Raw genomic sequence first — 26,096 nt, 5'->3', positions numbered from 1 at the left:
CAGCAGAATTACTACTGGCCGTCCCGTTTTGCAGATCCCAATCACGACAGAAATAAATATATGCCCAAGGATGAGAACGGAAATGTAGTGGATGGGTTAAAGCAGTTTGAGGAAGCAGTAAAACGCTATGGAATGAAATTTGGATTGTATTATGCAACAGAGGGAGGCGGACTGCAGCATTATTCTACCGATGTATTTGTGCAGAATGTGGAGGACTTAATATTACGTTACGATCCGGCATATCTGTATTTTGACGGCCCTCAGGCAATGAAAGGTGCAAATTACGATGTTATGTATAGCAATGTACGAAACTATAGTGATGAAATTATAATTGATGCCAATGCCTGGGATTCGGAATATGGAGATCCGGATTTGCGAACCGGGGAATGCAGCGGTATCTACGGACATGAGCGGGGATCAAAACTGACGAAGCGTACAATTATGGAACCTTGGAAATCCCTTCATACAAAAAATAATTATACCCCATACTATGCAAGAAGGGACGATTACCGGCTTGTCTCTCAGGAGATGGTGATGAATGCCGGAAGAGGGATGGTGGATAACAATGACCAGATGCCTTTAATGAGCAGAGGTACCAACTGGGATTCACCCCAAGATGTAGCACAGAGATATCCAAAATCCGTCCAGGAATTTGTGGATGCAAGGGAAGGACTGGCAGCATGGTTTGCACCGGAAGGAAAGCCAGAGCGTCATGAATCTACCACGGGAACTCAGCCTTACTTTTTGAATGGTTCGAATTGCCAGTGTACGGATGATGGAGCAGAGAATATTGATCATTTTGAAGATGGACATGGACCTAAATGGGGATATGCAATGTCCCGCGATAATAATGTTTATCTGCATATTATGAAAGGTCCGGATAGTAGAATTGGATTTGATGCAATATCCGAACAGACGCTGGTGGCAGATCCAATCAGGGATCGCGTTCAGAAAGTTATCTGGCTCAATGAAGACAAAGAGCTTTCCTTTACTCAGGAAGGAGATTTGGTGAGTATCGATATGACTGGGGTTACGGAAGACCAGGTAGACACAATTATCAAGATTGTAACAGATAATACGAAACGCAGCTATCAACTGACAAATGTGACTGCCGAAGGTAAACAGCTTGCAGATGACCGTTTACAGGTAAAAGCAGAAGGTTACATGACGTACCAGGCATTAAAAGCAGATCTGGAGCAAGTGACTTTCATAAGCTCTGACCCGTCGGTGGTATCCGTAGATGAAAATGGACTCGTAACCCCAAAAGGCAATGGTGAGGCAGATATAACGGTAACCGGAACCTATGAGGGAGTTACAAAAGAAGATACGTTAAAAGTGAAGTCAGCAGATGGTAAAGTATATGTTGGAGAAAATATGATAAGTGCGTCTTTGTGGGTTGACCAAAAAGAAGCTTATGGAAACTTTCACAACCTGGAGGGATATCCGTATTATCTGGAGGGACGTTCGGAAAAGGGTGGTGCGATTGGTTTAAACGCTGCACAGGTAACGATGAAATGCGGAATTGTAGACCTGGATGGAGGGGATAAATATACCCCCGTAGTGATTGAAGACAGCGATCTCATATCTTTTAAATACGGGAAATTATTTGCCAAGTCTGTTGAAGAAACAACCCGTGCTGCCGTATGGGCAGAAGTGCAGCTGGATGGCAAAACATTTACCACAAACAGGGTATATCTGGATATTCAGCCTTATGAGTCGGTAGTGACGGGTGCAAAAGTTACAGCTAGCGGTCAGGTTGGTGAATATGGACCAGAGCGGGTATTGGATGGCAGACTGATTACAGGTGCAGATCTGGATGAATCCAAATGGTCCGCGTCCGGAAAAGGAGAATCTTCCCTATCTTTTGAACTGATGAACCCGGCAAAAGTGGAAAATGTGGAAATACATTACAATTCCCGAAATCAGAAATACTATAACACGCCAAAGGAGATGGAAATTCAAATCAGTGATGACGGCGAGGCATGGAGCACAGTAGAAAGTGTGGTTCCTCCAACAACAGGACAGGAAGCATATTTTGGATTTTCCGATATCTACAATATAGAACCGGTTACAGCAAAATATCTGAGACTGAACTTTCCAAAAGGCAGCAACGGTAATACAGTAGACATTCTGGAAGTTTCGCTGAACGGGGAATCTATGGCGGGCCGTCTGTCAAAACTTACAGCAAAAGGTGAGAAACTAACGGATACTGATGCAAAACTTGTGATAAACGGATATGATGGAACAGGTGCAGCAATGGATTTAAGCGGAGCAGATATTTCTGTAGAGAGCAGCAATCCGGAGATTATTTCTGTACATGACAATTTTAAACTAACAGCTATATCTGAAGGCAAGGCCCGGATCAAGGTAACTGCTGTAGCAGACGGAGCATTGGCGGAGACTTCATTGTTTGCCGATGTAGATAAAAATGGGCATATTTTCTTTGGCGATTACCTGGAGAAGGTCATATTGACTGCAGATACGCAGAAGGTCAGTGTGAATCATCCCGCATCCGTTCGGATACAGGGCATGTTAAATACAAATAAACCCGCCGGACTTGCTGACGCTCAGATAGAATATATCTTCAGTGAAGGATCCCCTCTTAAGAAGCTGGAAGGCGCTGACATTATTTACATGCCGCAGGAAATACCAGCCGGGCAGAAGGTGAAAGTAAGCGTAAAAGTAACACTTGACGGTGTAACAGCAGTGAGTAATCCCATAACATTGGAGGCGGCTGGAAGTAATATTGCACCGGAAGCAGAAATAAGTGTCTCTTCCGTACGTTCCCGTTCCGGAGCACCGGATGGTAATGACGCAGACGAACGGTATTTAGCCGAAAAAGCAGTAGATGGAAATGTGGCAACCCATTGGGCTGCAAAACAGGCAGATCATTCTCCATGGATCAAACTGGATTTTGGAGAAGAAAGATCCATAGATAAAGTAATATTGAATGAGCGCGGTCATGAAGTAAACGCAATAAGAGAAGGTTTACTGGAATTCTATGATCAAACAGGAACGAAAGTGTTCGAAAAATTAGTCCAGGAGATGAAATGGGAAGAATCCCAGGATAATCTTGTTGAACTGGAACAGCCGGTAAAAGCTTACAGCATGAAATTTACGATTGACCCTGATGGAAAATACCATCAGGCAGGAAGTGAACGTGGACTGGCGGAATTAAAGGTATTATGCGCACCAGATAACCAGGAAAATATAATTGCGGGATATCAGCCGGTGTATGCCGAAACGACTACAGGAGTTATTCCCAAAATGCCGGAGAACGTTACTGCAGTTTACAGTGATCTTACTACAAAAGCAGAAGCGGTAAACTGGGATAATATTACGCTGGATATGGTAGCTGAACCAGGTGTGATATTTGTGGAAGGAACCGTAAATCATTCAGATAAAAAGGCAGCGGCAGAAATACGGATAAGGAAATCATCCGAGCCCACACCGGATCCGGAAGTTAAGGTAGATAAAATTACGCTGAGTGAAACCGCCAAAACAGTGGTGAGAGGAACAAGCTTCCTGCTGAAGCCTGCTATATCACCGTCCAATGCTTCAAATAAAAAGATCATATGGTCCACCAGCAATGGGAAAGTCGCAGCCGTGGACCAATCCGGTAAAGTTACCGCAACAGGATATGGAACTGCCACCATCAAAGTACAGGCAGCGGACGGAAGCGGAAAATATGCCGATTGTAAAGTAACGGTAGGAAGCTATGTAGAAAAAATTACATTGAATGAAACAAAAAAAGAAGTAACAAAAGGTACATCCTTTACGCTAAAACCATCCGTATCACCATCTCATGCTTTGAATAAAAACATTATATGGTCTTCCAGTAACGAGAGAGCAGTATCGGTAGACCAGACGGGCAGAGTTACGGCAAAGGGATACGGAACTGCCACCATCAAAGTACAGGCAGCAGACGGAAGCGGAACATTTGAATCCTGTAAGGTAACGTCAGGATATAAAATCAACTACCATCTGAATAAAGGAACCAACAGCAAATCCAACCCCGCAAGCTGTTACAGGGCAAACGTAAAATTAAAGGCTCCGTCCAGAAAAGGTTATGCATTTAAAGGTTGGTATACTGATAAAAAATGGAAGAAACAAATCACAAGCATTCCGGCATCTGTCAGGAAAGATGTGCATGTATATGCGAAGTGGGAGAAAATTAAGGTAGATAAAGCTCCAATCAGTAAACTACAGAGCAAGAAAGCCGGCAGAATGACAGTGAACTGGAAGAAAGTAAAATCTGTAAGCGGTTATCAACTGGTATATGCCAGCAATGCTAAAATGACAAAAGGAAAAATCACAGTAACCACAAGAAGTACAGGCAAGACAATTAAGAACCTGAAAAAAGGCAGAACATACTATGTAAAAGTCCGCGCTTACAAAACGGACTCTGCCGGAAAGAAAGTGTATGGTTCTTTTGGCAGAACAGAAAAGATCAGGATTAAAAAATAGTAGAAACGGAAGAATGATCTGACTACCGCACAAAAAGTTGATTGAAAAAATGCCGCAACAAAGTCGCAGGAATATTATGTTTCTGCGGCTTTTTGCATCTCTGGCATTTGGACTGCCCATATCAGGGAAATTTTCATGGCCGACTTTTTGTTTTGGCAGTTTAGATTTGTCATTGCAAATATTTAGACCAAAGATGACAAGAATTTAGACTTGAAAATAGTTCTGTAATATCCGAAAATGGTAAGTAATAGTGCCAAAAAAGAAAGAAAGGCAAGAAGAAAATTCTAATTTAGACGATAATAACAGGAGGAGAACGGGTGAAAGAAAATTTTGAAATTGCGGGGTGGAATGTATGAAAATCAGAAGAGAAGTGAAAAAGTATATCAAGGATTATAAATTTAACAGCTTGTTTGTCAAGAACTTAATTCTTCTGCTTGTTTTAATTATTGTACCGTTGTCAGGAGCAGTAATATTGGCTTATTATGCTTATAACAACATGCAGAAAAATGAGATTGAGGCATATAACAAAGCGATTGTAGAGGATACCATATCGGGTCTGGAAAGGGTTCTGAAGGAAGCCCGGACCCAGCTTATTTATATGGGCTTTAATTCCAATGTAGAGCTGTATATGTATGATACGGAGGAAATCAGAGAACTGAATTATAAAGTAAAAAGTATATCAGAGTTGATCAAGCTTCCGGTTATTTCAAAAGATTACATAGATAATATCTATATTCATTCCCTGAAAAGCGATAAAGTCATTTCTCTGGATGGAATCAGTGACTACAAAACCTTTAAGGATAAAGATGTATTTGAAGAATATACGTCACAGCCCCCTGATAAAAAGAAAACGGTATCGCTTACAACCAGCAGGAGTACAGGCCTATTTTGATTACTGTAATCGGAACCTTTTTAGCAGTACTTTTTATGTCCATGGCGGCTTACTGTCTGTCCAGAAGCAACTTCCGTTTTAAAGGGATACTTACCTTTTTTATCTTTTTCCCGACGCTTTTCAGCGGAGGACTGGTACCGAGCTACATAATTAACACCCAGTACCTGCATTTAACAGACCGGCTTGCGGCGCTGATTCTTCCAAGTCTGATCAATGTCTTCCATATTATTATGCTGCGAACGTTTTTTAAACAGCTGCCGGAAGCATTGTTTGAGGCAGCCAAAATAGATGGAGCCAGTGAATACCATATCTTTTTTAAGCTGGTACTGCCTTTGTCAAAACCGGTTATTGCAACAGTAGCCTTTTTAAGCGCTCTTGCGAAATGGAATGAATGGTATAATGCAATGCTCTATATCAGGGATGATAAACTTGTACCGCTTCAATATTTACTGCAAAGAATGATGATGAACCTGAGGGCTTTGCTGGATGCGATGCAGAACGCGCCGGCAATGGTAAATATCCAGGATCTGCCTGGGGAAAACCTGAGAATGGCAATGCTGGTAGTTGCAATTGGACCCATGCTGCTGATATTCCCGTTATTCCAAAAGTATTTTGTACGTGGAATGACGGTGGGAGCCGTAAAGGGATAATTTGTGCAAACATTTTATTATAGAAATTATGAAAAAGAAATGTAGAAGGAGGATTTTATTCATGAAAAGAAGGTTAGCAGCGTTAACTATGGCAGGAGTGTTGGCAGTCAGTATGCTCGCAGGATGTGGAGGGAGCAGTGCAGACGGCTCCAAAGACGGTAAGACAGAGGTACAGGAAAGTAAATCTGAGGCTGTCGGAGATACAAAAGCAACAGAAGGATCCGGGGAAGACACTGATGGTACAGGCAGTGATTCCGGGGAAGCACAGGTTGTAAAATGGTATGTATTCGGAGACAAGATGCCGGATCATGATATGGTCATGGAAGACCTGAATAAAAAAATAAAAGAAAAAATTAATGTAGAACTGGATCTTCAGGTTATTCCACAAGGAGAGTTTGCTGATAAAATGAAGCTTGCAAGTACAGCGGGAGAGGATTTCGATCTGGTGTTTACGTCCAACTGGCTGAACAGTTTTGATGAAAATATGTCAAGAGAAGCTTTTATGCCGATTGATGAATTATTTGAAAAATATGGGCAGGGGATCAAAGAATCTATGCCGGACTGGCTGCTGGATATCGGAAAAGTAGATGGTAAGCTCTATGCTGTTCCAAACCAGCAGATTATTGCAAGGCAGCTTGGTGTGCTGATACAGAAAGAATATGCAGATAAATATGGGTTTAACAAAAAATCCATAAAGGATATCAGCGAACTGGAGCCATTTTTGGATGAAATAGCAAAAAATGAACCAACAATGTTTCCGGTTGACGTCCGTGCGAATGCATATATTGAAAATAAATATGAGGATTTGGTATCGGTAGCTCATTATGCCTGTGCTTATATTGATAAAAATGATCCGGATGCAAAATTAATTCCGGCCACCACAGCTATGGAAGACCAGTTAAGACTGGACAATGAATGGTACAAAAAAGGATATATCCGAAAAGATATTGCAACCGTAACGGACAACACCGCTGATGTAAAAGCAAATCGTTATGTTTGTTCTCTGGGTTCTTATAAACCGGGGATTGACGCGGAATTTTCTTCCAGACAAGGAGTGCCGTATATTGCCGTTCCTATTGAGGGAACGTATATTAAATCCATATCCGGAATCGAAACGATGACAGCTGTTAATGTGAATTCAAAAAATCCGGAAGCAGCTATGAAGCTGTTGAACTTAGTATATACAGACAAAGAAATCTTTAATGAATTACTGTTTGGTTTAGAGGGTACGCATTACGAGAAAACCGGAGAAAACAGTGCTGAGCCTGTTGAGGAATCCAAATATAACTACAGTGCTTATGGATGGAAGATGGGGAACCAGTTTAATGAATGGTATTTACCTGGACAGGAAGAAGGTCTTTGGGAAGCCACAGATAAATTAAACAGGGAAGCCCAGGTTTCTGTGTTAAGAGGATTTACGTTTAACCCGGCAAATGTGCAGGCCGAAATTGCCCAGATCGCAGCCGTTGATAAAGAATATTATAATGGGCAGTATACTGCAGCAGATATTGATAAATATATCGCAGAAAGAAATGAAAAGCTGGAACAGGCGGGATTGAATAAGGTAATCGAAGAACTGCAGACACAGCTTGATACATGGAAAAACCAAAGTAAATAAATAGTAAATATAATAGCAAAATAAGAAACAGGCTGTGTCATTCTATGCCATTTGGGATGGTACAGCTTTCGTTATACCCGAAACTCATACAATCAACTAAACCTAAATTTATTCGTAATAGTGAGCCATTCACAAACCGTCCCTATCGCACCGGAGCGTGTTTAAGATTAAAAGAAACTATGAGAATGAATGAAAATTAGAAAGGAAGGAACATGAATAATATTAAATTTACTGCCAGGGAGGATTATGTGCAGGCTGTTCAGCATATGGCAGAAGGCTTAAAGAAATACTATTCGCCAGGGAAGGCTTTTGTTTCTGCCGGATACACTGCAACTCATTATGGAAACAGGACGATTGGACTGGAGGGTTTTTCCAGGATATTGTGGGGACTGGTTCCGCTATGGGCAGGGGGAGGAACCAGTTGTCTGGACTCTTTTGTTCCGGAGGGGATCCGTCATGGCACCAGCAGAGTGCATGAGGAATATTGGGGTACTTATCAGGATGGAGAACAGGCGTATGTGGAAATGGCTGTTTTTGGGCTGGGACTTCTGCTGGTGCCGGAGAAAATATGGGAGCCTTTGTCTGAAAGTGAAAAAGGGAATTTTAATCAATGGCTTATGCAGATTAACGAGCACCGGATATCGGATAATAACTGGCTCTTTTTCCGGGTACTTGTAAATTGCGGATTAAGAAAAGTCAGCGGGATATATTGCGAAGAACAGCTTCAAAAGGATCTGGAAAGAATTGATGATTTTTATCAGGGGGACGGGTGGTATACAGATGGTGCAACCAGACAGGTGGATTATTACATCGGTTTTGCCATGCATTTTTATTCTTTACTCTATGCGGCCCTTCTTCAGAAGGAAGATCCAAAACGTTGTGCCAGATACAGGGAACGGGCGCGGCTGTTTGCGCAGGACTTTATTTACTGGTTTGGAGAAAAGGGAGAGGCGCTTCCCTTTGGACGCTCCCTGGGATACCGGTTTGCACAGGGGAGCTTTTGGTGCGCGTTGGCATTTGCAGGAGAAGAAGTTTTTTCCTGGGGGGTTATAAAGGGAATTGTCAACAGACATCTCCGCTTCTGGTTTGAAAAGCCGATTCTGGATTGTGAAGATAAGCTGACCCTGGGATATTGCTATCCCAACCTGACAGTGGGTGAAGGATATAATTCACCAAATTCACCATATTGGGCATGGAAGAGTTTTCTGATTCTGGCTCTTCCACAGGAACACCCGTTTTGGGAAGCGGAGGAGGAGCCTCTGCCTGTACTGGAGCCTGTCCATACACTCAAACATCCCATGATGGTAATGCAGCGGGGAATGGATGGATATGTTACGGCTCTGACATCCGGGCAATACGCAGAGTGGGAACCGGTTCACTGTGCCGAAAAGTATGGGAAATTTGCATATTCCAGTTATTTTGGATTCCAGGTTCCCCGTTCCTACTGCAATCTGGCACAGACTGCACCAGACAATATGCTCGCCTTTTATAAAGACGGCTATTACCATGTAAGGCGCAGGTGCAGGGAGGTTACGGTGAAAGACGGCAGAATTATTTCACACTGGGAGCCGTTAAAAGGAGTAAAGGTGGAGACAGTTCTGATCCCCAATGGAAAAGGACACATTCGCCGGCATTTGATTAATGCTCTTGAGGACTGTGCTGCGGCAGAGGGGGGATTTGCATTGCCTGTAGACGAACCCAAGGAGGCAATAAGTGTGGAGCAGCAGGGATATGCCAAAGTGAGCAGCAACAGAGGGACCAGCAGTATCAGCTTAATACAGGGGGAAGGTGAAGGGAAAGTTATCCTCTGTGAAGCAAATGTAAATCTGGTACATCCCAGGACGATGCTTCCGTATCTGTCTTATGAGTTTAAGAAAGGAATTACAGTAATAGAAGTATATGTAGAAGGAACTTCAGAACAAACACCGGAGCGAGTTTGAAACACACTCTGGAATATACATAAAGGTAAAGTTAAATAAAAATTGCAAAATAGAAAGGATGCCACGTTGTAAAATCATCTAACTTGATTGAGTTGTGGCAGTATTGCAGCAAAACCTGCAATATGCAATGGGTATAAAAATGAAAATAACATTACAGGAATATTTTAAGAATGCAAATGAGTATGGTTTTTCACCGGATAATACCGGCGCGGAGAACCAAAAATCACTGCAGGCGGCAGTCCAGGGAGGCGGCACTATACTGATCACCCAGCCAGGAATCTATAAAATGGCTGGAACGGTATACCTGGAAAGCTATACTACACTTGTATTTGGAAATGGCGTTCTCATACAGAAATCAGCAGAAGCAGGCATGTATTCCCATGTTTTTTTGAACAAAGGTGCATTAACGAAGACTTTTGATACTTGCATTCGGATACATAATCTTCATTTGTCTGTAAATGGCATTGACATCAGGAAGTTTGAAATTGAGGGACTCCATGGTCAGCTGGCATTTTTTTATATCAGGGATTTAAATATTACAGGCTTTCGATGCATGGATTTGGGTAAATGGCAGTATGCGATACAGGTTTGTACTTTTGAAGACATTATTGTGCAGGATATGATAATCAAAGGAGACAAGGATGGAGTCCATCTGGGCAGAGGAAAGCGTTTTATCATCCGTGAAGGAATCTTTGACACGTACGATGATGCCATTGCACTGAACGGTCACGATTATGATGTGGGCAATCCGGAGCTTGGCTGGATTGAAGATGGCGTTATCGAAAAATGTCAGGACCTCACCCATGACGGGATGAGCACCGACGGTTATTTCTGCCGCATGCTGGCAGGGGGATGGGTGGACTGGTTCCCGGGAATCCGGGTCCAAAAATCCGATACTGTGGCCGCGGGCGGAAAGCTCTACCGGGTAAAGGCAGATCCGGATGGAAAAGAATATGTCTCTACAGTGTGCCCGTCCCATGAACAGGGAATAGAAGAAATCGAAGGAATCCGCTGGTTTGTGGTTCAGAATGAGGTTACATACACAGCTGGTGTCAGAAATGTCACTTTCCGGGATATTTCTCTGCATAAGCCCCGGACTGGTTTCTCCATTCATTTTGACAATGACAGATACAGCCGTTCTTATTATCCCGGGGCAGAAGTTCCGTATCAGGAGAAAATTCTGTTCGACAGCATTCGGGTGGTTCACCAAAAGAAGGTACATTTAATGGAAATCGGAACACCGATAGACCTGGTGCATATGACGAATTGCGTAATCGGGGACAGCACAATATGCTTCCATGGAAACCATGCGCTTGGGAATTATGGAAAGACAAAAGCGAATATATGCAATTGTATCTTTCGGGATTTCAAAGAAGAAGATGTGATCGAGAACAAATTGGAAAATAAAGAGATTGAAATACAGTGTGTTGGGAATGTCGTAATGTAAATGTATTATTACTTATCAAAAACTACTTACAGTTGAGCAATCGCGCAAGCCAGTTTGCACGGTTCAGGAGGGAAATAATGAAAAATCAGATGATACCAATCAATGATGCCGAAGGAATATTTTACCCGGCATTTGATAAAAACCTTTGCGATGATACCCAGGTATCTATTGAGGGCGGAATCATAGAGAGGCTCTGGGATACTCTGGAGTTTACTGGGGACAGAGAATTCACCATTCGTTGGGAGGGAGAAGCAGACCTTTATCATTACGATGAAATAATATGTTTTATTACGGTCCCTGTTAAGTCGGTAATCAGAGGGGAAGCAGTACTGGACGGGAAAAAAGTGGAACTATTTCCGGAGACTGGCGGGGATATTGCGCCCCTGGAGCTAAAGAGCAAAATTCTGAAGGAGACAGCCAGCCACAAAAAAATAACGGAGATAACACTGTATGTACATTCTGCTTTGAAGAAAAATATGATTCTGCTTTCCTGGATAGGAGGCGTAAATTCACAAAAGATATCTGAAATTGAGAACCGGTATCAAAAAGAGATCTGTCCGGAGTGGCCTGGTATGCTGGGCGGGAAGAAAGTAGGAACCCTAAGCGGCAATATGATTTTTTCCGGGGAAGAAGCGCTGGAGCTGAAAAAAATGATATCAGAAAATACACAGTTAAAAAATATCCTTATAAAAAATGCAGAACGTGCCATGAAAATCCAGCCGGAAAAGCTGATTCGGGAGTTTGCACCGGTAAAGGAACATATGTACCGGTTTGTCAGAGTTCGCGACAGAGGAAGAACCTGTTTGGAAAATCATATTTTGAACCTGGCTGTTGCCGGATACATTTTGGAGGAAGAAAAATACAGCAACCTGTCTGCCCGTATGATTCTTTCGCTTTTGCAGATGAAATGGTTTGAGGGTCCTGCCTGCTGCATGGAAGGGTCTCAGTTTCATCATGTGTGTTTTACCGAAGACCATACCTCGTCAGAAATATGTCTGGCAATGGAATTTTTGGGCGGAATATTTACAGACAAGGCAATGGCGGTGATCGCAAAACGTCTGGAAGAAGCATATCAGCTGATAAGCGAAAAATGCCATGAGCCTGGCTACCGGAATTATATGAATCAGGGGATTGTAGGGAACAGAGGGGCGATGCTAAATGCCTGCCGGCTCCAGCAGTATCAGGGCGGTTATGAGATGGCAATGGAAGAATGCTATGAGAGGCATTGCCAGATTATCCATCATTACTTAAGTGAAGACGGACATTGCGCGGAAGGTATTGGCTACTTTGAATATTCCTTCCAGACTTCTATTCTGCTGTGGCATGTCTATGCAAAACAGACCGGAAGGACTTTTCAAGAGGTACTCCCAGAGCGTTTTGTCCGTTCCGGAAAATACATGGAGGCGATTATGTCTTCCACAAGTCCGTTGGGAGAAAAGATTCCATTAAATTGCACAGGGGTAAGCGAAGGTGGTAATACAGAGGTTTCTTCTATGCTGCTAATCTGTATGATGATGGCATACGGGATACAGGGAGGGGGCGGATTTCTGGCAGAGCGCCTGAGGAAAACGGAAAATCTTAATTCTATGCAGAATTTTGATCTTCTATTTTACCTCTATTATAAAAAGAATGCAATTATGATAGAAACTTCCTCCCCAAAAAGGAGGGAAGTTCTGTTTCAAAAAGAGGGGCTGGCATCCTTTCAGTTTCCGGGGGGAAAGCTTTTGGTTCTGTCTGAAAGAAATCCTTATACCGCACATTATCATGAGGACAGGGGAACTGTGGTATTAGAAGCAGATGGGAAAGTTCTATTGCCGGATATTGGTACTACAAGTTATGCAAATCCGGTATGTCTGCTTATGGAAAAAAAGGAATATCATAATCTGGCATATCCAAAGGATCTGACTATGCATGTTGCAAGTAAGAGGGGGATAGCTGCCGCCCGGGAGGCCGCTTATCCAATTACAGATGAATTGAGGCCAGAAGATATGTTAACTCCGGAAGCACGAATTGTCTATGCACGGGAAACAGAGGAGGGGTATGCGTTTGAAGCGGAAACGGGAATGCTCTACGGAAAGGGAATTACCGGTACCAGAACAGGAAAATTAAACCTGGAACAAAAAAGCCTTGCGATTACCGATCGTTGGAAATTTGGGGAAGAACAGTGTGTGGTGGTATCCTATTTGTCTTATACTCCATGGTCGATACAGGGGGACACAGCAGTCTGCAAAGATATGAATATAGAATTTCATGCAATGGAGCCGCTTCATTTTGACGTGGAAACAGGTATGTCGGACTGGAGGGGCATTTCTGTCTACGTATTGCATGCTGTTACACAGAGGCTGAAAGAGCACAGAATAAAAAGCATAGTAAAATGGGGCTGATCTTTCATAATTGTAGAGGCATAGTCCAAAACAGAGCGGATCTTTACAGTTGTGAATGCAAATTAAATATGAATAAAAAAGAGGTAGAAGGTATGAAAAGAAGATGGAAAAGAGTCATGAGCTTATTTTTGGTATCTGTGATGTTTGTGACAAGTGCAGTACCTGCCAGTGCAGCAGCTGGTACGGAAGACAGTACAGCAATTGGCGGCAATCAGCCGGGGGTAGAAAATGAATTTCATCCCGCCATTGAATTTTATGTATCCGTCGACGGTGATGATACCAATAACGGCAGCCTTGAAAATCCCTTTGCCAGCCTGGAGGCGGCAAGAGATGCAGTGCAGCTTCTAAAAGAGGCAAAGGGACTTCCGGATGGGGGTGTCGCTGTAAATGTTATGGGGGGTACTTACAGACGGCTTGGAGATAGCTTTACTTTAACAGAAAAGGATTCGGGAACGGAGACAAGCCCGATTGTATACCGTTCGTATAATGACGAAGATGTAAATATTTATGGCAACCTGGTGCTGCCGGGAGAAAGGTTTGAACATGTTACGGACACCGCAATTCTAAACAGGCTTCCAGTTGATGCAGGAAAACAGATTGTGGTATACGATATTAAGGAAAATGAGGGAATCACAGACTTTGGGGAAATCGTAAAGAATGGGTTCGGATGGCCTGCCCAGGCTCCCGGGATATCCGTTTCTGTTGATGGGAAGGACCAGCGCCTTTCCAGGTATCCCAATGATGGGTTTATCAAAACTACAAAAGCACTGGATAAAGGGTTTGTACCAAGAGACCATATGCCAAATCCGGACGGTACTTGTCCCGATTGCAGTAAAAGGGAAGGAAGCCCATGTGAGTGCAAATATCCGGAAGAAGAGTGGGTGAACCAAAAAGGTGGAATATTTACGGCGGAAGGTACCGGATTAAAAACAAAGTATCCTTTATGGTCTCTGGAAAACGATATCTGGGTATTTGGTTATTTTTGCTGGGATTGGGCAGACGATACCATGTAAGTCAGTAAGCTGGAAGAAATGGAAAGTGGACTGAAAATGACGGCACTGCAGCCATCCAGATACGGGGTATTTGGGGGAAAGAATTTCTACGCTTTCAATCTGCTTTGTGAGGTAGATCAGCCAGGAGAATGGTATCTGGACAGGGAGAGTGGAAAGCTGTACCTGTACCCGGAAAAGGATCTTACATCCAGTGAAGTAGCCCTGTCCATGGCACGGGTACCTTTTATCAGTATGGAAAATGCATCTTATATAAAAGTGGAAAATATGAATTTCGGTTATACAAACGGCCATGGAATTTCTTTAGTAGACTGTGATCATGTGACCATCGGAGGCTGTAATTTTTCTGATATTGGTCAAAAGGCAGTGACCGTTGGAATTGAAGGCACAGATTATGAAACGATTAATAGCGGCGCCCATGGCGGATTTGATAATACGGTTACCAGTTGTAATATTACCAGAACCGGACAGGGAGGCATTTTTCTCGGCGGAGGGGACCGATATACACTGACACCTGGAAATAATAGAGCGGTAAATAATGATATCAGTGATTTCTCGGTAGTAAACCGTACCTACACGCCGGCTGTTAAAATATTCGGAAGCGGAAATACTGCATCCAATAATAAGATTTATAATGCACCCCATATGGCAATCAGCTATGATGGCAATGATCATATCATAAGCAACAATGATATATATAATGTGTGCTATGAAACCTCAGATTGCGGCGCCATCTATTCCGTTCGGACATGGAGTTACCGGGGTGTAAAAATCACCAATAATTATCTTCACGATATTTATTCCAACGGAGGTATTGGATCGGCGGGCGTATATTGTGATGATTTGTCCAGCGGCATAGAGATCAGTGCTAACCTGTTCAATAACATCACGGGCTATGTGATGCTGTTAGGTGGTGGACAGGACAATGTGTTTACGAACAATATCGTACTGAACCGCAACGAGGGAAAAGGCCTTCATTATGATAACCGCGGGGAAGGCTGGGCATATTATCATGCACAGAAACCAAATGGCAACTGCTATGCAGAGCTTATGAATTTAAGAAATGATGAACGCTATGACAAGGAATTATGGGATGAAAAATATCCGGAACTTGCAGCAATGGATATGGAAACCTGCGATGCAGACGGGAATCTGCTGGAAGCCAGAAAACCTGCCAAGGCAGTTGTGAAAGATAATATACTGGTAGGGGTTGCAAATCCATTTGGAAATATTAATAAGCGAGTGGATGAACTTGGATGCGTGGAACGTAAAAATGCCCTGCCGGAAGGAACGGATATTGGATTTGAAAATGCTTCTTTATCACAGTTTAAAGTGAAAGAGGACTCTCTGATTAAGGAAGTGATGGGAGAAAATCATTTCGATGTATCCAAAGCAGGGTTGTATTCCGATGAGTACAGAACAGTTGAAAAAACAGAAACAGGAACACCGGTATTAACATCTCCGGCAGACAAATCAGAGAATCTTTCTATTATCGATGGCATTCAATTGAACTGGAATAAAGCCGAACATGCAGTCAAATATTTGGTGGAAGTTTCTAAAGATGGGTCTTTTCAAGAAATAACCCAGTCTGTAACTACAGAAAATAACTGGGCAAATGCAGTTTCTCTTGAAAATGATATTACCTATTATTGGCGTGTAACAGCTATTGGAGAGGGATTGGAAAGCGTTTCCAAAACCAGTGAAACTTATTGTTTTACAACTTCAGACGAAGATCCCAAATTGCTGGAATATGGTTTTGAATATGAGAACAATGAGTTTATGGGATGGATCAGGGAGAAAGGTAAACCCGTTACCAGCAGGGAAAAAGCACACAGCGGAGAACAGAGCTTTAAGGCAGATCAGGATATGGTTGTCATTACAAAAGAATTCAGGGAAGCCAAGAATGGTATTGTTTCGGTTTGGCTATATGATACTATGACAACAGCGCCGTTAACTCAGGTAGTTGCCAATGTAACAATGGATGATAAGGATCCGGCAACAAGTGATTTCATTTCCATGGGAATAGAAACCCGGGCTCCCGGTTCGGCAAATCATTACTATTATCGTATCGGTACGCAGAATTACAGAGCAGATGTAGTTCGTACAGAGGGTTGGCATGAATTGAAATGGGATTATTCAACTGGGAAAGACTGTAAACTCTATATCGATGATACACTGATTACAACAACCGATTATCGTACCGGATTTAATACTGTGTCCCTGGGGGATTATTGGTCAGGCTCAGGCGGAAATGGAACTTCAAACGTATATTTTGATGATCTGAAGATTGCATTTTCTAAGATCAAAGAAATTATACCGGAAAGTATATCCCTGGATCAGACTGAAATAAGAATGAATGTGGGAGATACCGCGGAGCTGCATGCTGCCGTTTTACCCGAAGATGCAGAGACAGAGTTAAACTGGTCTGCCCATGAATATGAAATTGCAAGGGTAGAATCGGGATCCGTTACTGCATACCGTATCGGAACCACCACAGTTAGCGTTTATCCCGAGGGGTATCCGGATATAAAAGCGGAGTGTAAAATCATAGTTACTGCCAATAAAGAAGCATTGTCCAAAATCCTTGAGGGAGCGGCCCAAATAGCGCCGGAGGGATATACGGAGGATAGCTATCAGGCACTGCAAAATGCAATCACCGGGGCAGGAGAAGTTTTAAAAAATGATGCAGCAACGCAGGAAATGGTGGACAACAGTGTAAAAGAAGTGGAGAAAGCCGTTTCAAATCTTGTGAAAGTTACTGTTCCGGAGCAAATCATCCTGGATCAGACAGAGGTAAGGGTAATATCCGGAAAATCTGTGTCAGTGGAAGCCAAGGTAATACCTGAGGATTCCAACATAGAATTAATCTGGAGCTCTGATGACACCAACACGGCTGAAGCTGTGGATGGGATTATCACAGGGTACGCAATCGGAGATACAACAGTGCGTGTCTGTCCAAATGGATATCCGGGGATCAAGGCACTCTGCAAAGTAATTGTGATTGCCGATAAAGCAGCATTACTGCAGAAGCTGGAAGCGGCAAAACAAATCCCGCCGGAAGGTTATACTGCTGAGAGCTACCAGGCATTACAGGAAACAATTGTCCGGGCAATGGAGAAAGTCCAAAACGATAAAGCGATGCAGGAAGAAGTAGATCTTCAGGTTGAAGGGCTAAAAACTGCAATAAAAAATCTCGTTAAAAACGGGGTGAACAAAGCCCGGCTGGAAGAGATCATCAACGTTGCACAGGAAAATATTACTGATGAGGATCTTGTTAATACCGGGAAAGAAACAGCAGAACGCTATCAAAGCACGCTGCTTGCAGCGAAAGAAATCTTAGGGGATGGCGGTGCTTCACAAAAAGAAGCAGACAGAATAGGTTTTGAACTGGATAGTGCTGTCATTCAGGTGAAATATCCGGTTCCGGGTTGGGATGCATTGGAGTTTCTGGTGAAAGCTGGAGATTTCATCCTGCCTGAAATAGATCAGTATCCTGAGGACGCAGGGGAAAAATTCATTCGTGCAATGGAAGAGGCGAAAATTCTGCTGGGGGATATGTATGCAGAGGAAAGTGCCTTACAGCAGGCATTCGAAAAAATGCATGGAGCAATGGATAACCTGCTTGTTATAGATGCGGACAGGCTGGCAATTGCACTGTTAAAGGCAGAAGGGATAGCAGTTGATCTGGATTCATATCAGGACTCAGGAAAAACGGAATTCACAGATGCAAATCACAATGCCAAAGAAGCAGCTTCAGATCCTCAAAGCCAGGCTGTGATAAACAAGGTTTTAAAAGAGCTTTGTTTCCGTATGGACGCGTTAAAACAAAAAGCTGATTTTAAGGCACTGAAAGCAGCAGTTGAACTGGCAGAAAAAACAGATCTCTCCATATATACACAGGCAACCGCAGAAAGGATGCTGGATGCTTTGACTTATGCGCAGACTGTATTAGTTAACAGTAACGCAGAGCAGTCAAAAGTTAATGAGGCAGCGAATGCATTAATGTCAGCTATAAATGGACTGGTTAAGAAAGAAATACTTCCCCTTAAGGCAGATAAAAGAGCTTTACTTGCAAAGATTGCCCAAGCCAGGGCAATCAAACAGGGTAATTATACGGATCAGTCCTATCGGGCATTGACCGCTGTAATAGGAGAAGCGCAAAAAACGGCGGATGATCCAAATGCATTGCAAAGTGCAGTAAATGCTCAGGAAGAAGCTTTGAGAAAAGCGGTCGCAAATCTAAAAGTAGACCCGGATAAAGAGGAATCCGCTATTATAAAAACGGCAACAGTTGCAGTAAAAGCCGAAAACATAGGAAAAAAAGAATTGAAGCTGAGCTGGAAGAAAACAGCAGGTGCAGACGGATATGTTATTTATCTGAAAAAAGGAAAGAGATGGAACCGGCTTGCAACAGTAAAAAAGAACAGAACTTATTATTACTATAAGAAAGGAAATCTGGGGACCGAATATACATTTGCTGTTAAAGCCTATAAGAAAACTGCCGGCAAGACGGTGTACAGCAAATGGAAAAGCAAGACAATAAAGGCAGTTCCCCAGGCGGTCTCCATCAAAGCCAAAGCATTCAAAGGAAAGGTGAGATTAAGCTGGAAAAAGGTTTCCGGGGTTACCGGATACCGTGTTTATCGAAAAAACAAAGGAACCTGGAGAAGAATTGCCATTGTAGATGACAAGACCTTTTATTTTTCAGATAAGAAGGCAGTAAAGGGTAAATCTTATACTTACAGGGTAAAACCATATGTTAAAGTAAAGGGCAGCAATATTTATGGCAGGTACAGCAAACCCGTCACAGTTAAGGCAAAGTAAAGATAACAGACTTTCAAGAATTGACGGTAGTGGGGATGATAATCCCCATTGCCGTTTGGGCAATAAGGAGAAATGCCCCGAGTTATGCCCTGTAGAATTTTTCGAAAAATGTATATAATAATTGACCAGATGGTCTGGTTCTGGTATAACTGAATTAAACCAGTTGTGCAGCTGGCACAGACAGCGGGTGCTATATAGGGGCGTATTTGCGCCAGGAGGCACTAATAGTCATAAAGAATGTTATGTCAAGGAGGGAAAATGTATCAGTTAATAATTGCGGATGATGAAAAAATTATCAGGGAAGGGTTAAAAAATGTCGTTGACTGGAAGACACTTGGATTCGATATTGCAGAGATATTTACCGACGGACAGGAAATCATTGAATATTTGGAGTATGCGGTACCGGATGTGATACTAACAGATATTAAGATGAGCCATATTTCCGGAATTGACATTGCAAAGCATGTATTTGACCACAAACTGCCCTGTAAAGTAGTGTTGGTCAGTGGTTACCAGGAATTCGAACTGGCATTGTCGGGAATAAAATATGGAGCGGAGGATTATCTCTTGAAACCGATAGACGTGGATAATCTCACCCAAACATTCCATAAGTTAAAAGAAGAATTAGATCAGAAACGTCAGCAGGATCTGAAGGCCCAGGAAGAAAAAGACCGTATGCAGGAAGCGATTCCCCTTCTGGAAGAACGTTTCTTTTCGGATCTAATATTAGGAGTGGCAGGCAGTGAGGATTATATTAAAAGCAGAATGTCTCTTTTATATCCACAAATGGATATGAATCACTGCCACTGTCTGCTTGCTGACATTTACATTAAAAATTATCAGGATTTTATGGAGAATATATGGCAGTATAATTACGATCAGTTTGAAATTAATATCCTGCATTTCCTGCAGATATGGCATAGGGAAATGTCTTTTCATTTAGTATTTAAATCCGCAGAGGTACTGGAAATATTCGGAATCCTGGTAAAGCAAACCGGTGAATCAGATCCCAGAGAGGTATGTCGGAGGGAAATGGATTCACTGGTACAGGAGCTGATGAGCAGTTTTAAATTTCAGGCTGATTATGAAATGAAACAGATTTATCCCAATATATTTGAAATAAACCACATTCAGGAAAGCCTGTTCAGCCAGGGCTATTCAGAAGAAAGTTTAAAGCAGCACCTGCAGGAGCAAAAAAAGCTGATTATGTCCAATATAAGTTTAGGAAATATGGTAACTGCCCAAAAGATTTTCCACAGTATCATGGAAGAACTCAGTACGGCACCCTCCATTTTCAGAAATAATTTTGTTATTGAAATTTTATCAACCATGAATGCGGTTATAAAGGAAGTAAACGTGAAATTATCCGATTCCCTCCGCAATTATTTTAACTATTCACTGGTGCTGTCTTTTCAGGGGACTGAAGAGATAAAGGCATATTGTGACCGCATTTTTGACCGAATCAAACTGGCAGAAGAGAAAAAAGAGTATTATGATACAACAGCTTTGATCAGTAAAGCCAAACGTTATATAATTGATAATCTGGACAAGGATATTTCCCAGGAAGAAACTGCTAACCAGCTTTTTATATGTTCTTCCTATTTAAGCCGTCTGTTTAAAAAGCAGACCGGAGAAAATTTTACGCAGTATGTGACGAAAATGAAGATGGAAAAAGCAGTTGAATTATTAAAAAATCCGCAATATAAAACATATCAGGTAAGTGAAGCCCTGGGGTATAAAACACCTAGATATTTTTCCAGGCTGTTTCGGATGCAGACGGGTATGAATCCAAGCGAATACCGGGGGAAAGTATTAAATATCGGGGGTGTGGCGGATTAAAATTAGCAGAACTTTGAACCTAAGCAGCGCTGTCACATTCCGCCCCATCCGGAATTTCACCCGCCCATTTAAATGCCTTTTGAGCCAGAACAACCGCTATAATTTCGTTTATAACAGCAGCGGCTGCAATGGTACCCTGTATAATTTTGGCTGAATCCGGTGCGGGTCCTTCCAGGGCAGCAACGGCAATTCCTGTAAATACCAGAGATACTCCGGAATGGGGAAGAAGGGTAAAGCCGAGATATTTGCGAATCACATCCGGCGCATGTGAAAGCCGGGCACCCAAATATGCACCGCTGTATTTGCCAACAGCTCTGGATAAAATATAGATTGCCGTAAATATGCCGGCACCCATAATCAAGTGGTAATCCAGAGGTGCCCCCAGATTCAGGATCACTGCAATCAAAGCAAATCCCAGAATCGGATTAAATTTCTTCATAATAACCTGCAGTTGTTCTTCCGGGATAATATTGGAAAATGCGGCGGAAAATGCCATACCAATCAGCATGAAATTCAAAACAGGTTCCGGCAGTATATAGGTATTAAATAAAAATCCGCAGATGGAAGCCAATAGTATAAAAGCACATAGTTCCAGGAGACAGAGGTTAGCGGAGGCTGTCTTTTTAAACAGGAAACCTGCGGGTATGCCGATCACTGCACCGATGATCACAGGAAGTACCGGAGTGAGGACGATCATATAAATGGGCATGGCAGATGCGGATACCTGTGCGGAAACCACAGATATAATTGTAAAAAAGATGACAACCCCGATAATATCATCAATTGCAGCAAGGGGGATCAAAGTCTTTGTTACAGGACCATTTGTATGGAATTCCCTGACGATGGACAGGGACGGGGCAGGTGCAGTTGCAAGAGCAATACTTCCCATAATGGCAGCAAGATAGAGCGGAATGCTAATAAAGTAAAAGATTGCTCCAAAAGTAAGGGTAACTACAGCAAAAGTTACCAGAGATTCGGCAATTGTCGTTACAATAATCTGATTGCCGGAACGTTTTATATTTTTCCAGATAATTTCTGTTCCAATCATCAGCCCCACTGCACACTCCAGTATATGATTGGAAGTCTGATACCACTTCATATCCAGAACAGATTGATTCAATAGCTGCAGGGCATGGGGGCCCAGGATCATACCTGCAATGAGCCAGCCCAAAATAGCAGGCAGTTTAATTTTAGAAACTAATTTGCCGGCAGCAAATGCCAGAACAATTGCTGCGGCCAGACGTAAAACAGCTAATATCATAGTCTTTCCTCCTGGGCAATGCCATATAAAATCATATCTACCGATTTTCTTACTTTTTCTTCATGAATCTTGATAAATTTATTTTCATTTTCCCAACCGTTTGAATCTTGAAAATATTGCTGGTGAAATATTTCCTGAACTGCAATGAAATAGGAACAGGCATCTTCAACGGATATTCCTTTGCGCAGGGTCAGTCCGGATAATGCGGATTCAAAGAGTCTGAGATTAAATTGATCGAGATCTTTCTTTAATACATCAATGTCCGCTTTTAAATGAGTTGGCGGCTGTATGACGGCATTGTAAAAAATACGTATAAATAAGGGATTCTCTGTAAAAAAACGAAGTCGGGCATCAAAATATTCCTCCAGTCTTAGATCAGACCGAATGGTTTCGGGACATTTCACTTTCAGATATTTCGTTAAAGCTTCAAAGCAGGTTTTTACGCAGCTGAGATACAACTCATCTTTATTTTTAAAATAGTGGTATACCAGCCCTTTGGATATACCGCTTTCTGCAAGTGCAGCATTCAGGGAAGCCTTATCATATCCGCATCTGCCAAATTCCCCTATAGCTGCATGCATTATTTTTTCACGGCTTTGTAATGTTTTTAGTTCTCTTTTCATGAAGGAATCCTCCAAATATTTAATAATTGACTGAGTGGTCTGTTTGTAGTATAGCAGAAGCAGACTGAGTGGTCAATTAGTAAATTACCAAATCAATGATATCCGAATTTTTTTGACTAAAAAGTACAGATATCTTAATTATCTCCTAATTGGATAAAAAAGAAGCCCAAAATAGTTTTAAATCTGATAAATTAAATACTAAACCCTTTTTATACTTCAATGCTATAATGACGAAGAAAAACGAAAAGGCAAAATATAAGCCTTACATAATCGTTATTTCCATATCTTATTTGAGATATAAAAAAGGAGGATTTTAAGATGAAAAGAAAGACAGTAATGAAAGCTCTGACTTGCGGAGCAGCAGCAGTGATGACAATGGGCGTTATGGCCGGATGCGGAACAAGAGGGGGAGAATCCGCGGCTACCGGTACTTCCCAGTCAGCTTCCGAAGATGCAGGAAGTACATCCGGCGAAGGGAAAAGTGACGCCAATGTAATGATCGGCTCTGCAATTTACAAATTTGATGATACCTTTATGACAGGTGTAAGAACTGCTATGACAGACCAGGCAAAGGCAGAGGGAGCAGAACTTGAATTGGTGGATTCACAAAATAAGCAGCCGACCCAGAATGAGCAGGTAGATACTTTTATTACAAAGGGTGTAACGGCACTTGCAATTAACCCGGTAGACCGTACTGCTGCGGGTCCGATTATAGAAAAAGCAAAAGCAAAGAGCCTTCCGATTGTATTTTTAAACCGTGAACCGGAAGAAGCGGATATGAAGAGCTACGATCAAGTATGGTATGTAGGCGCTAAGGCAGAACAGTCCGGTCAGCTTTCGGGAGAAATCATTGCCGACTATTTTAAAGCAAATCCGGATGCGGATAAAAACGGAGACGGAGTTATCCAGTATGTCATGCTTCAGGGAGAACCAGGACATCAGGATGCAACGCTTCGTACTGAATATTCCATTAAAGCCATTGAAGAAGCCGGGTTTAAAACAGAGAAACTGGCAGCAGATACTGCTATGTGGGACAAGGCAAAGGCAACGGATTTAATGAAAGCTTTTATCACCGGACAGGGTCTGGATAAAATCGAGGCAGTAATTTCCAATAATGATGATATGGCTCTGGGTGCGGTAGAGGCTCTAAAGGCAGAGGGTTACAATAAAGAAGACAAAGCAAAATACATCCCGGTGGTAGGCGTGGATGCTACAGCTCCGGCATTGGAAGCGATGAAAGATGGTTCCTTGTTAGGAACGGTATTAAATGACGCAGCTAATCAGGGAAAGGCTACCATTAATGTTGCAAAAGCAGCGGTGGAAGGCAAAGAAATTAATGAGCAGAATATAGGATACCCTGTGACCGACGGCAAATATGTTTGGATTGACTACGTAAAAGTAACTGCCGACAATTATCAGGAATATATGAAATAAAAGGATAGAAATCAGACTTGGGGTTGTTCATTGACAGGCTGTTAATGTAACAGCCCTTCTGATAGGAAGGAGCGGCAGCATGGGAGATATCGTATTAGAAATGAAAAATATTACGAAAGTATTCCCAGGGGTAAAGGCACTTGACCAGGTCAGCCTTACTGTGAAAAAAGGGAGTGTACATGCGTTGATGGGGGAAAATGGTGCCGGAAAATCAACGTTAATGAAATGCCTGTTCGGAATATATCATGAGGATGGCGGGGAAATTATCCTGGATGGAAAGCCCGAAAAAATCATGACTTCCAAGCAGGCTTTAGATTTGGGAGTTTCTATGATTCATCAGGAACTGCATCCAATTCGCTTCAGGCCTGTAATGGAGAACATCTGGCTTGGAAGATTTCCCAAAATGGGGATCGTTGTAGATCGAAAAAAAATGATTCAAAAGACAGAAGAGCTTTTCCGGGAGGTGGACCTGGATGTTGATCCCGAAGCATTGGCAGGATCCCTGTCCGCATCCAGTCTGCAGCTTGTTGAGATTGCAAAGGCTGTCAGCTATAATTCCAAGATTATTATTATGGACGAGCCAACGTCTTCCCTGACGGAAAATGAGACTCACCATTTGTTTAAGATAATACGGCAGCTTCAGGATAAAGGCTGTGCAATCATTTACATTTCTCATAAGATGGAGGAGATTCTGAAAATATCTGATGAAGTAACCATTATGAGAGACGGACAGTATGTGGGCACGTGGGATGCAAAAGATTTGACAACGGATATTATAATCAGCCGGATGGTGGGAAGGAACATGACCAACCGGTTTCCGCCAAAAGAGTATAAGCCTCTCGACGATGTGATACTGAAAGTGGAAAATTTATGTTCTCCGCTGCCCAAGTCTTTTCAAAATGTAAATTTTGAATTAAGAAAAGGTGAAATCCTTGGCATCGGTGGACTGGTAGGTGCCCAGAGGACGGAAGTTGTGGAAGCCATTTTTGGATTAAGGGAAATTGCGGAAGGAACCATTGCAAAAGACGGCAAAAAACTGGACATCAAATCCCCTCGGGATGCCATTAAAGAAAAGATTGCACTTCTGACGGAAGAACGAAGGGCAACCGGAATTTTCGGAATTTTGTCTGTTTTGGATAATACGGTAATTGCGAACCAGAAAAATTATGCCCGCATGGGCGTATTGAGACAGAGCCAGAGGGTAAGAGCCGCCCAGGAATCGAATACGGAGTTAAGGACGAAGACTCCCAACATGGAAGAAGCAATCCAGAACCTGTCCGGAGGTAATCAGCAGAAAGTACTGCTTGCCAGATGGCTGCTGACCGAACCGGATATATTAATCCTGGATGAGCCTACCAGGGGAATTGATGTAGGGGCAAAATATGAAATCTATACAATCATGCACAAGCTTGCGAGCCAGGGAAAATCCATTATTATGATTTCCTCGGAAATGCCGGAGCTGTTGGGAATGTCGGACCGCATCATGGTCATGTGTGAAGGCCGGGTAACCGGTATTTTAGAAACAGAAGAAGCAGACTCGGTAAGCGTCATGAATTGTGCTACGAAATTTATGAATTAGATATATAAACTAGATATTCTGAATCCTAAGACAAGGTTTAAGAAGTTCGATAGAGAGAGAGGTAATACATATGCAGAAATCAGGAAAGATGGTCGCGCGTAAGCCATTTGCCGTTTCATTTATTTCAG

14 protein-coding genes are annotated in these 26,096 nt (G+C 42.5%); 12 read left to right on the top strand and 2 right to left on the bottom strand.

Annotated features, from left to right (window positions below):
• From ACH2DQ_RS23295 to ACH2DQ_RS23250, 10 genes are all read left to right on the top strand, one after another.
• Nucleotides 1-4,467, top strand: a 4,467-nt coding sequence (locus tag ACH2DQ_RS23295; RefSeq protein WP_395028538.1) for an Ig-like domain-containing protein, incomplete at its 5' end; no start/stop codon positions are given.
• Nucleotides 4,468-4,819: 352 nt separating this feature from the next.
• Nucleotides 4,820-5,359: a hypothetical protein gene (locus ACH2DQ_RS23290; protein ID WP_394911905.1), complete on the top strand. Its 540-nt coding sequence runs from the start codon at nt 4,820-4,822 to the stop codon at nt 5,357-5,359.
• On the top strand, nt 5,356-6,009 hold the full coding sequence (locus ACH2DQ_RS23285) for a carbohydrate ABC transporter permease (protein WP_394911904.1): 654 nt from the start codon (nt 5,356-5,358) through the stop codon (nt 6,007-6,009). Before ACH2DQ_RS23290 ends, ACH2DQ_RS23285 begins: the two co-directional genes overlap by 4 nt.
• Nucleotides 6,010-6,070: 61 nt before the next feature.
• The gene (locus tag ACH2DQ_RS23280) at nt 6,071-7,627 is read left to right on the top strand and encodes an ABC transporter substrate-binding protein (protein ID WP_394911903.1); all 1,557 of its coding nucleotides are present in this window, start codon (nt 6,071-6,073) and stop codon (nt 7,625-7,627) included.
• Nucleotides 7,628-7,839: 212 nt separating this feature from the next.
• Nucleotides 7,840-9,567 (top strand): DUF2264 domain-containing protein, encoded by a 1,728-nt coding sequence (locus ACH2DQ_RS23275; protein WP_394911902.1) that lies wholly within the window; start codon nt 7,840-7,842, stop codon nt 9,565-9,567.
• A gap of 139 nt (nt 9,568-9,706) precedes the next feature.
• Complete coding sequence (locus ACH2DQ_RS23270) at nt 9,707-11,014, top strand: hypothetical protein (RefSeq protein ID WP_394911901.1); 1,308 nt, start codon at nt 9,707-9,709, stop codon at nt 11,012-11,014.
• A gap of 77 nt (nt 11,015-11,091) precedes the next feature.
• Nucleotides 11,092-13,398, top strand: coding sequence for a hypothetical protein (locus tag ACH2DQ_RS23265; RefSeq protein ID WP_394911900.1), 2,307 nt, complete (start codon nt 11,092-11,094; stop codon nt 13,396-13,398).
• A 92-nt stretch (nt 13,399-13,490) separates the two neighbouring features.
• Nucleotides 13,491-14,411: a hypothetical protein gene (locus ACH2DQ_RS23260; protein WP_395028537.1), complete on the top strand. Its 921-nt coding sequence runs from the start codon at nt 13,491-13,493 to the stop codon at nt 14,409-14,411.
• Between the two features lie 18 nt (nt 14,412-14,429).
• Nucleotides 14,430-19,232, top strand: a complete 4,803-nt coding sequence (locus tag ACH2DQ_RS23255) for a hypothetical protein (protein WP_395028536.1) — start codon at nt 14,430-14,432, stop codon at nt 19,230-19,232.
• Nucleotides 19,233-19,490: 258 nt separating this feature from the next.
• A complete protein-coding gene (locus tag ACH2DQ_RS23250; RefSeq protein WP_394911898.1) occupies nt 19,491-21,071 on the top strand; it encodes a response regulator in 1,581 nt (526 codons plus the stop codon).
• Between the two features lie 19 nt (nt 21,072-21,090).
• Here ACH2DQ_RS23250 and ACH2DQ_RS23245 read toward each other — a convergent pair whose 3' ends face one another.
• Together ACH2DQ_RS23245 and ACH2DQ_RS23240 are read right to left on the bottom strand one after the other, a co-directional pair.
• The gene (locus tag ACH2DQ_RS23245; protein WP_394911897.1) at nt 21,091-22,332 is read right to left on the bottom strand and encodes a cation:proton antiporter; all 1,242 of its coding nucleotides are present in this window, start codon (nt 22,330-22,332) and stop codon (nt 21,091-21,093) included.
• The gene (locus ACH2DQ_RS23240; protein WP_394911896.1) at nt 22,329-22,955 is read right to left on the bottom strand and encodes a TetR/AcrR family transcriptional regulator; all 627 of its coding nucleotides are present in this window, start codon (nt 22,953-22,955) and stop codon (nt 22,329-22,331) included. The genes ACH2DQ_RS23245 and ACH2DQ_RS23240 overlap by 4 nt, the downstream gene beginning before the upstream one ends.
• A 318-nt stretch (nt 22,956-23,273) precedes the next feature.
• Between ACH2DQ_RS23240 and ACH2DQ_RS23235 the strand changes: the two genes are divergently transcribed.
• Together ACH2DQ_RS23235 and ACH2DQ_RS23230 are read left to right on the top strand one after the other, a co-directional pair.
• The gene (locus tag ACH2DQ_RS23235) at nt 23,274-24,389 is read left to right on the top strand and encodes a galactose ABC transporter substrate-binding protein (RefSeq protein ID WP_394911895.1); all 1,116 of its coding nucleotides are present in this window, start codon (nt 23,274-23,276) and stop codon (nt 24,387-24,389) included.
• Between the two features lie 79 nt (nt 24,390-24,468).
• Complete coding sequence (locus tag ACH2DQ_RS23230) at nt 24,469-25,968, top strand: sugar ABC transporter ATP-binding protein (protein WP_394911894.1); 1,500 nt, start codon at nt 24,469-24,471, stop codon at nt 25,966-25,968.
• The last annotated feature ends 128 nt before the right edge of the window (nt 25,969-26,096 follow it).

Source organism: Robinsoniella sp. (assembly GCF_034124845.1).
The sequence above is the reverse complement of the archived record's forward strand: the minus strand, read 5'-3'. Positions and strand labels throughout refer to the sequence as shown.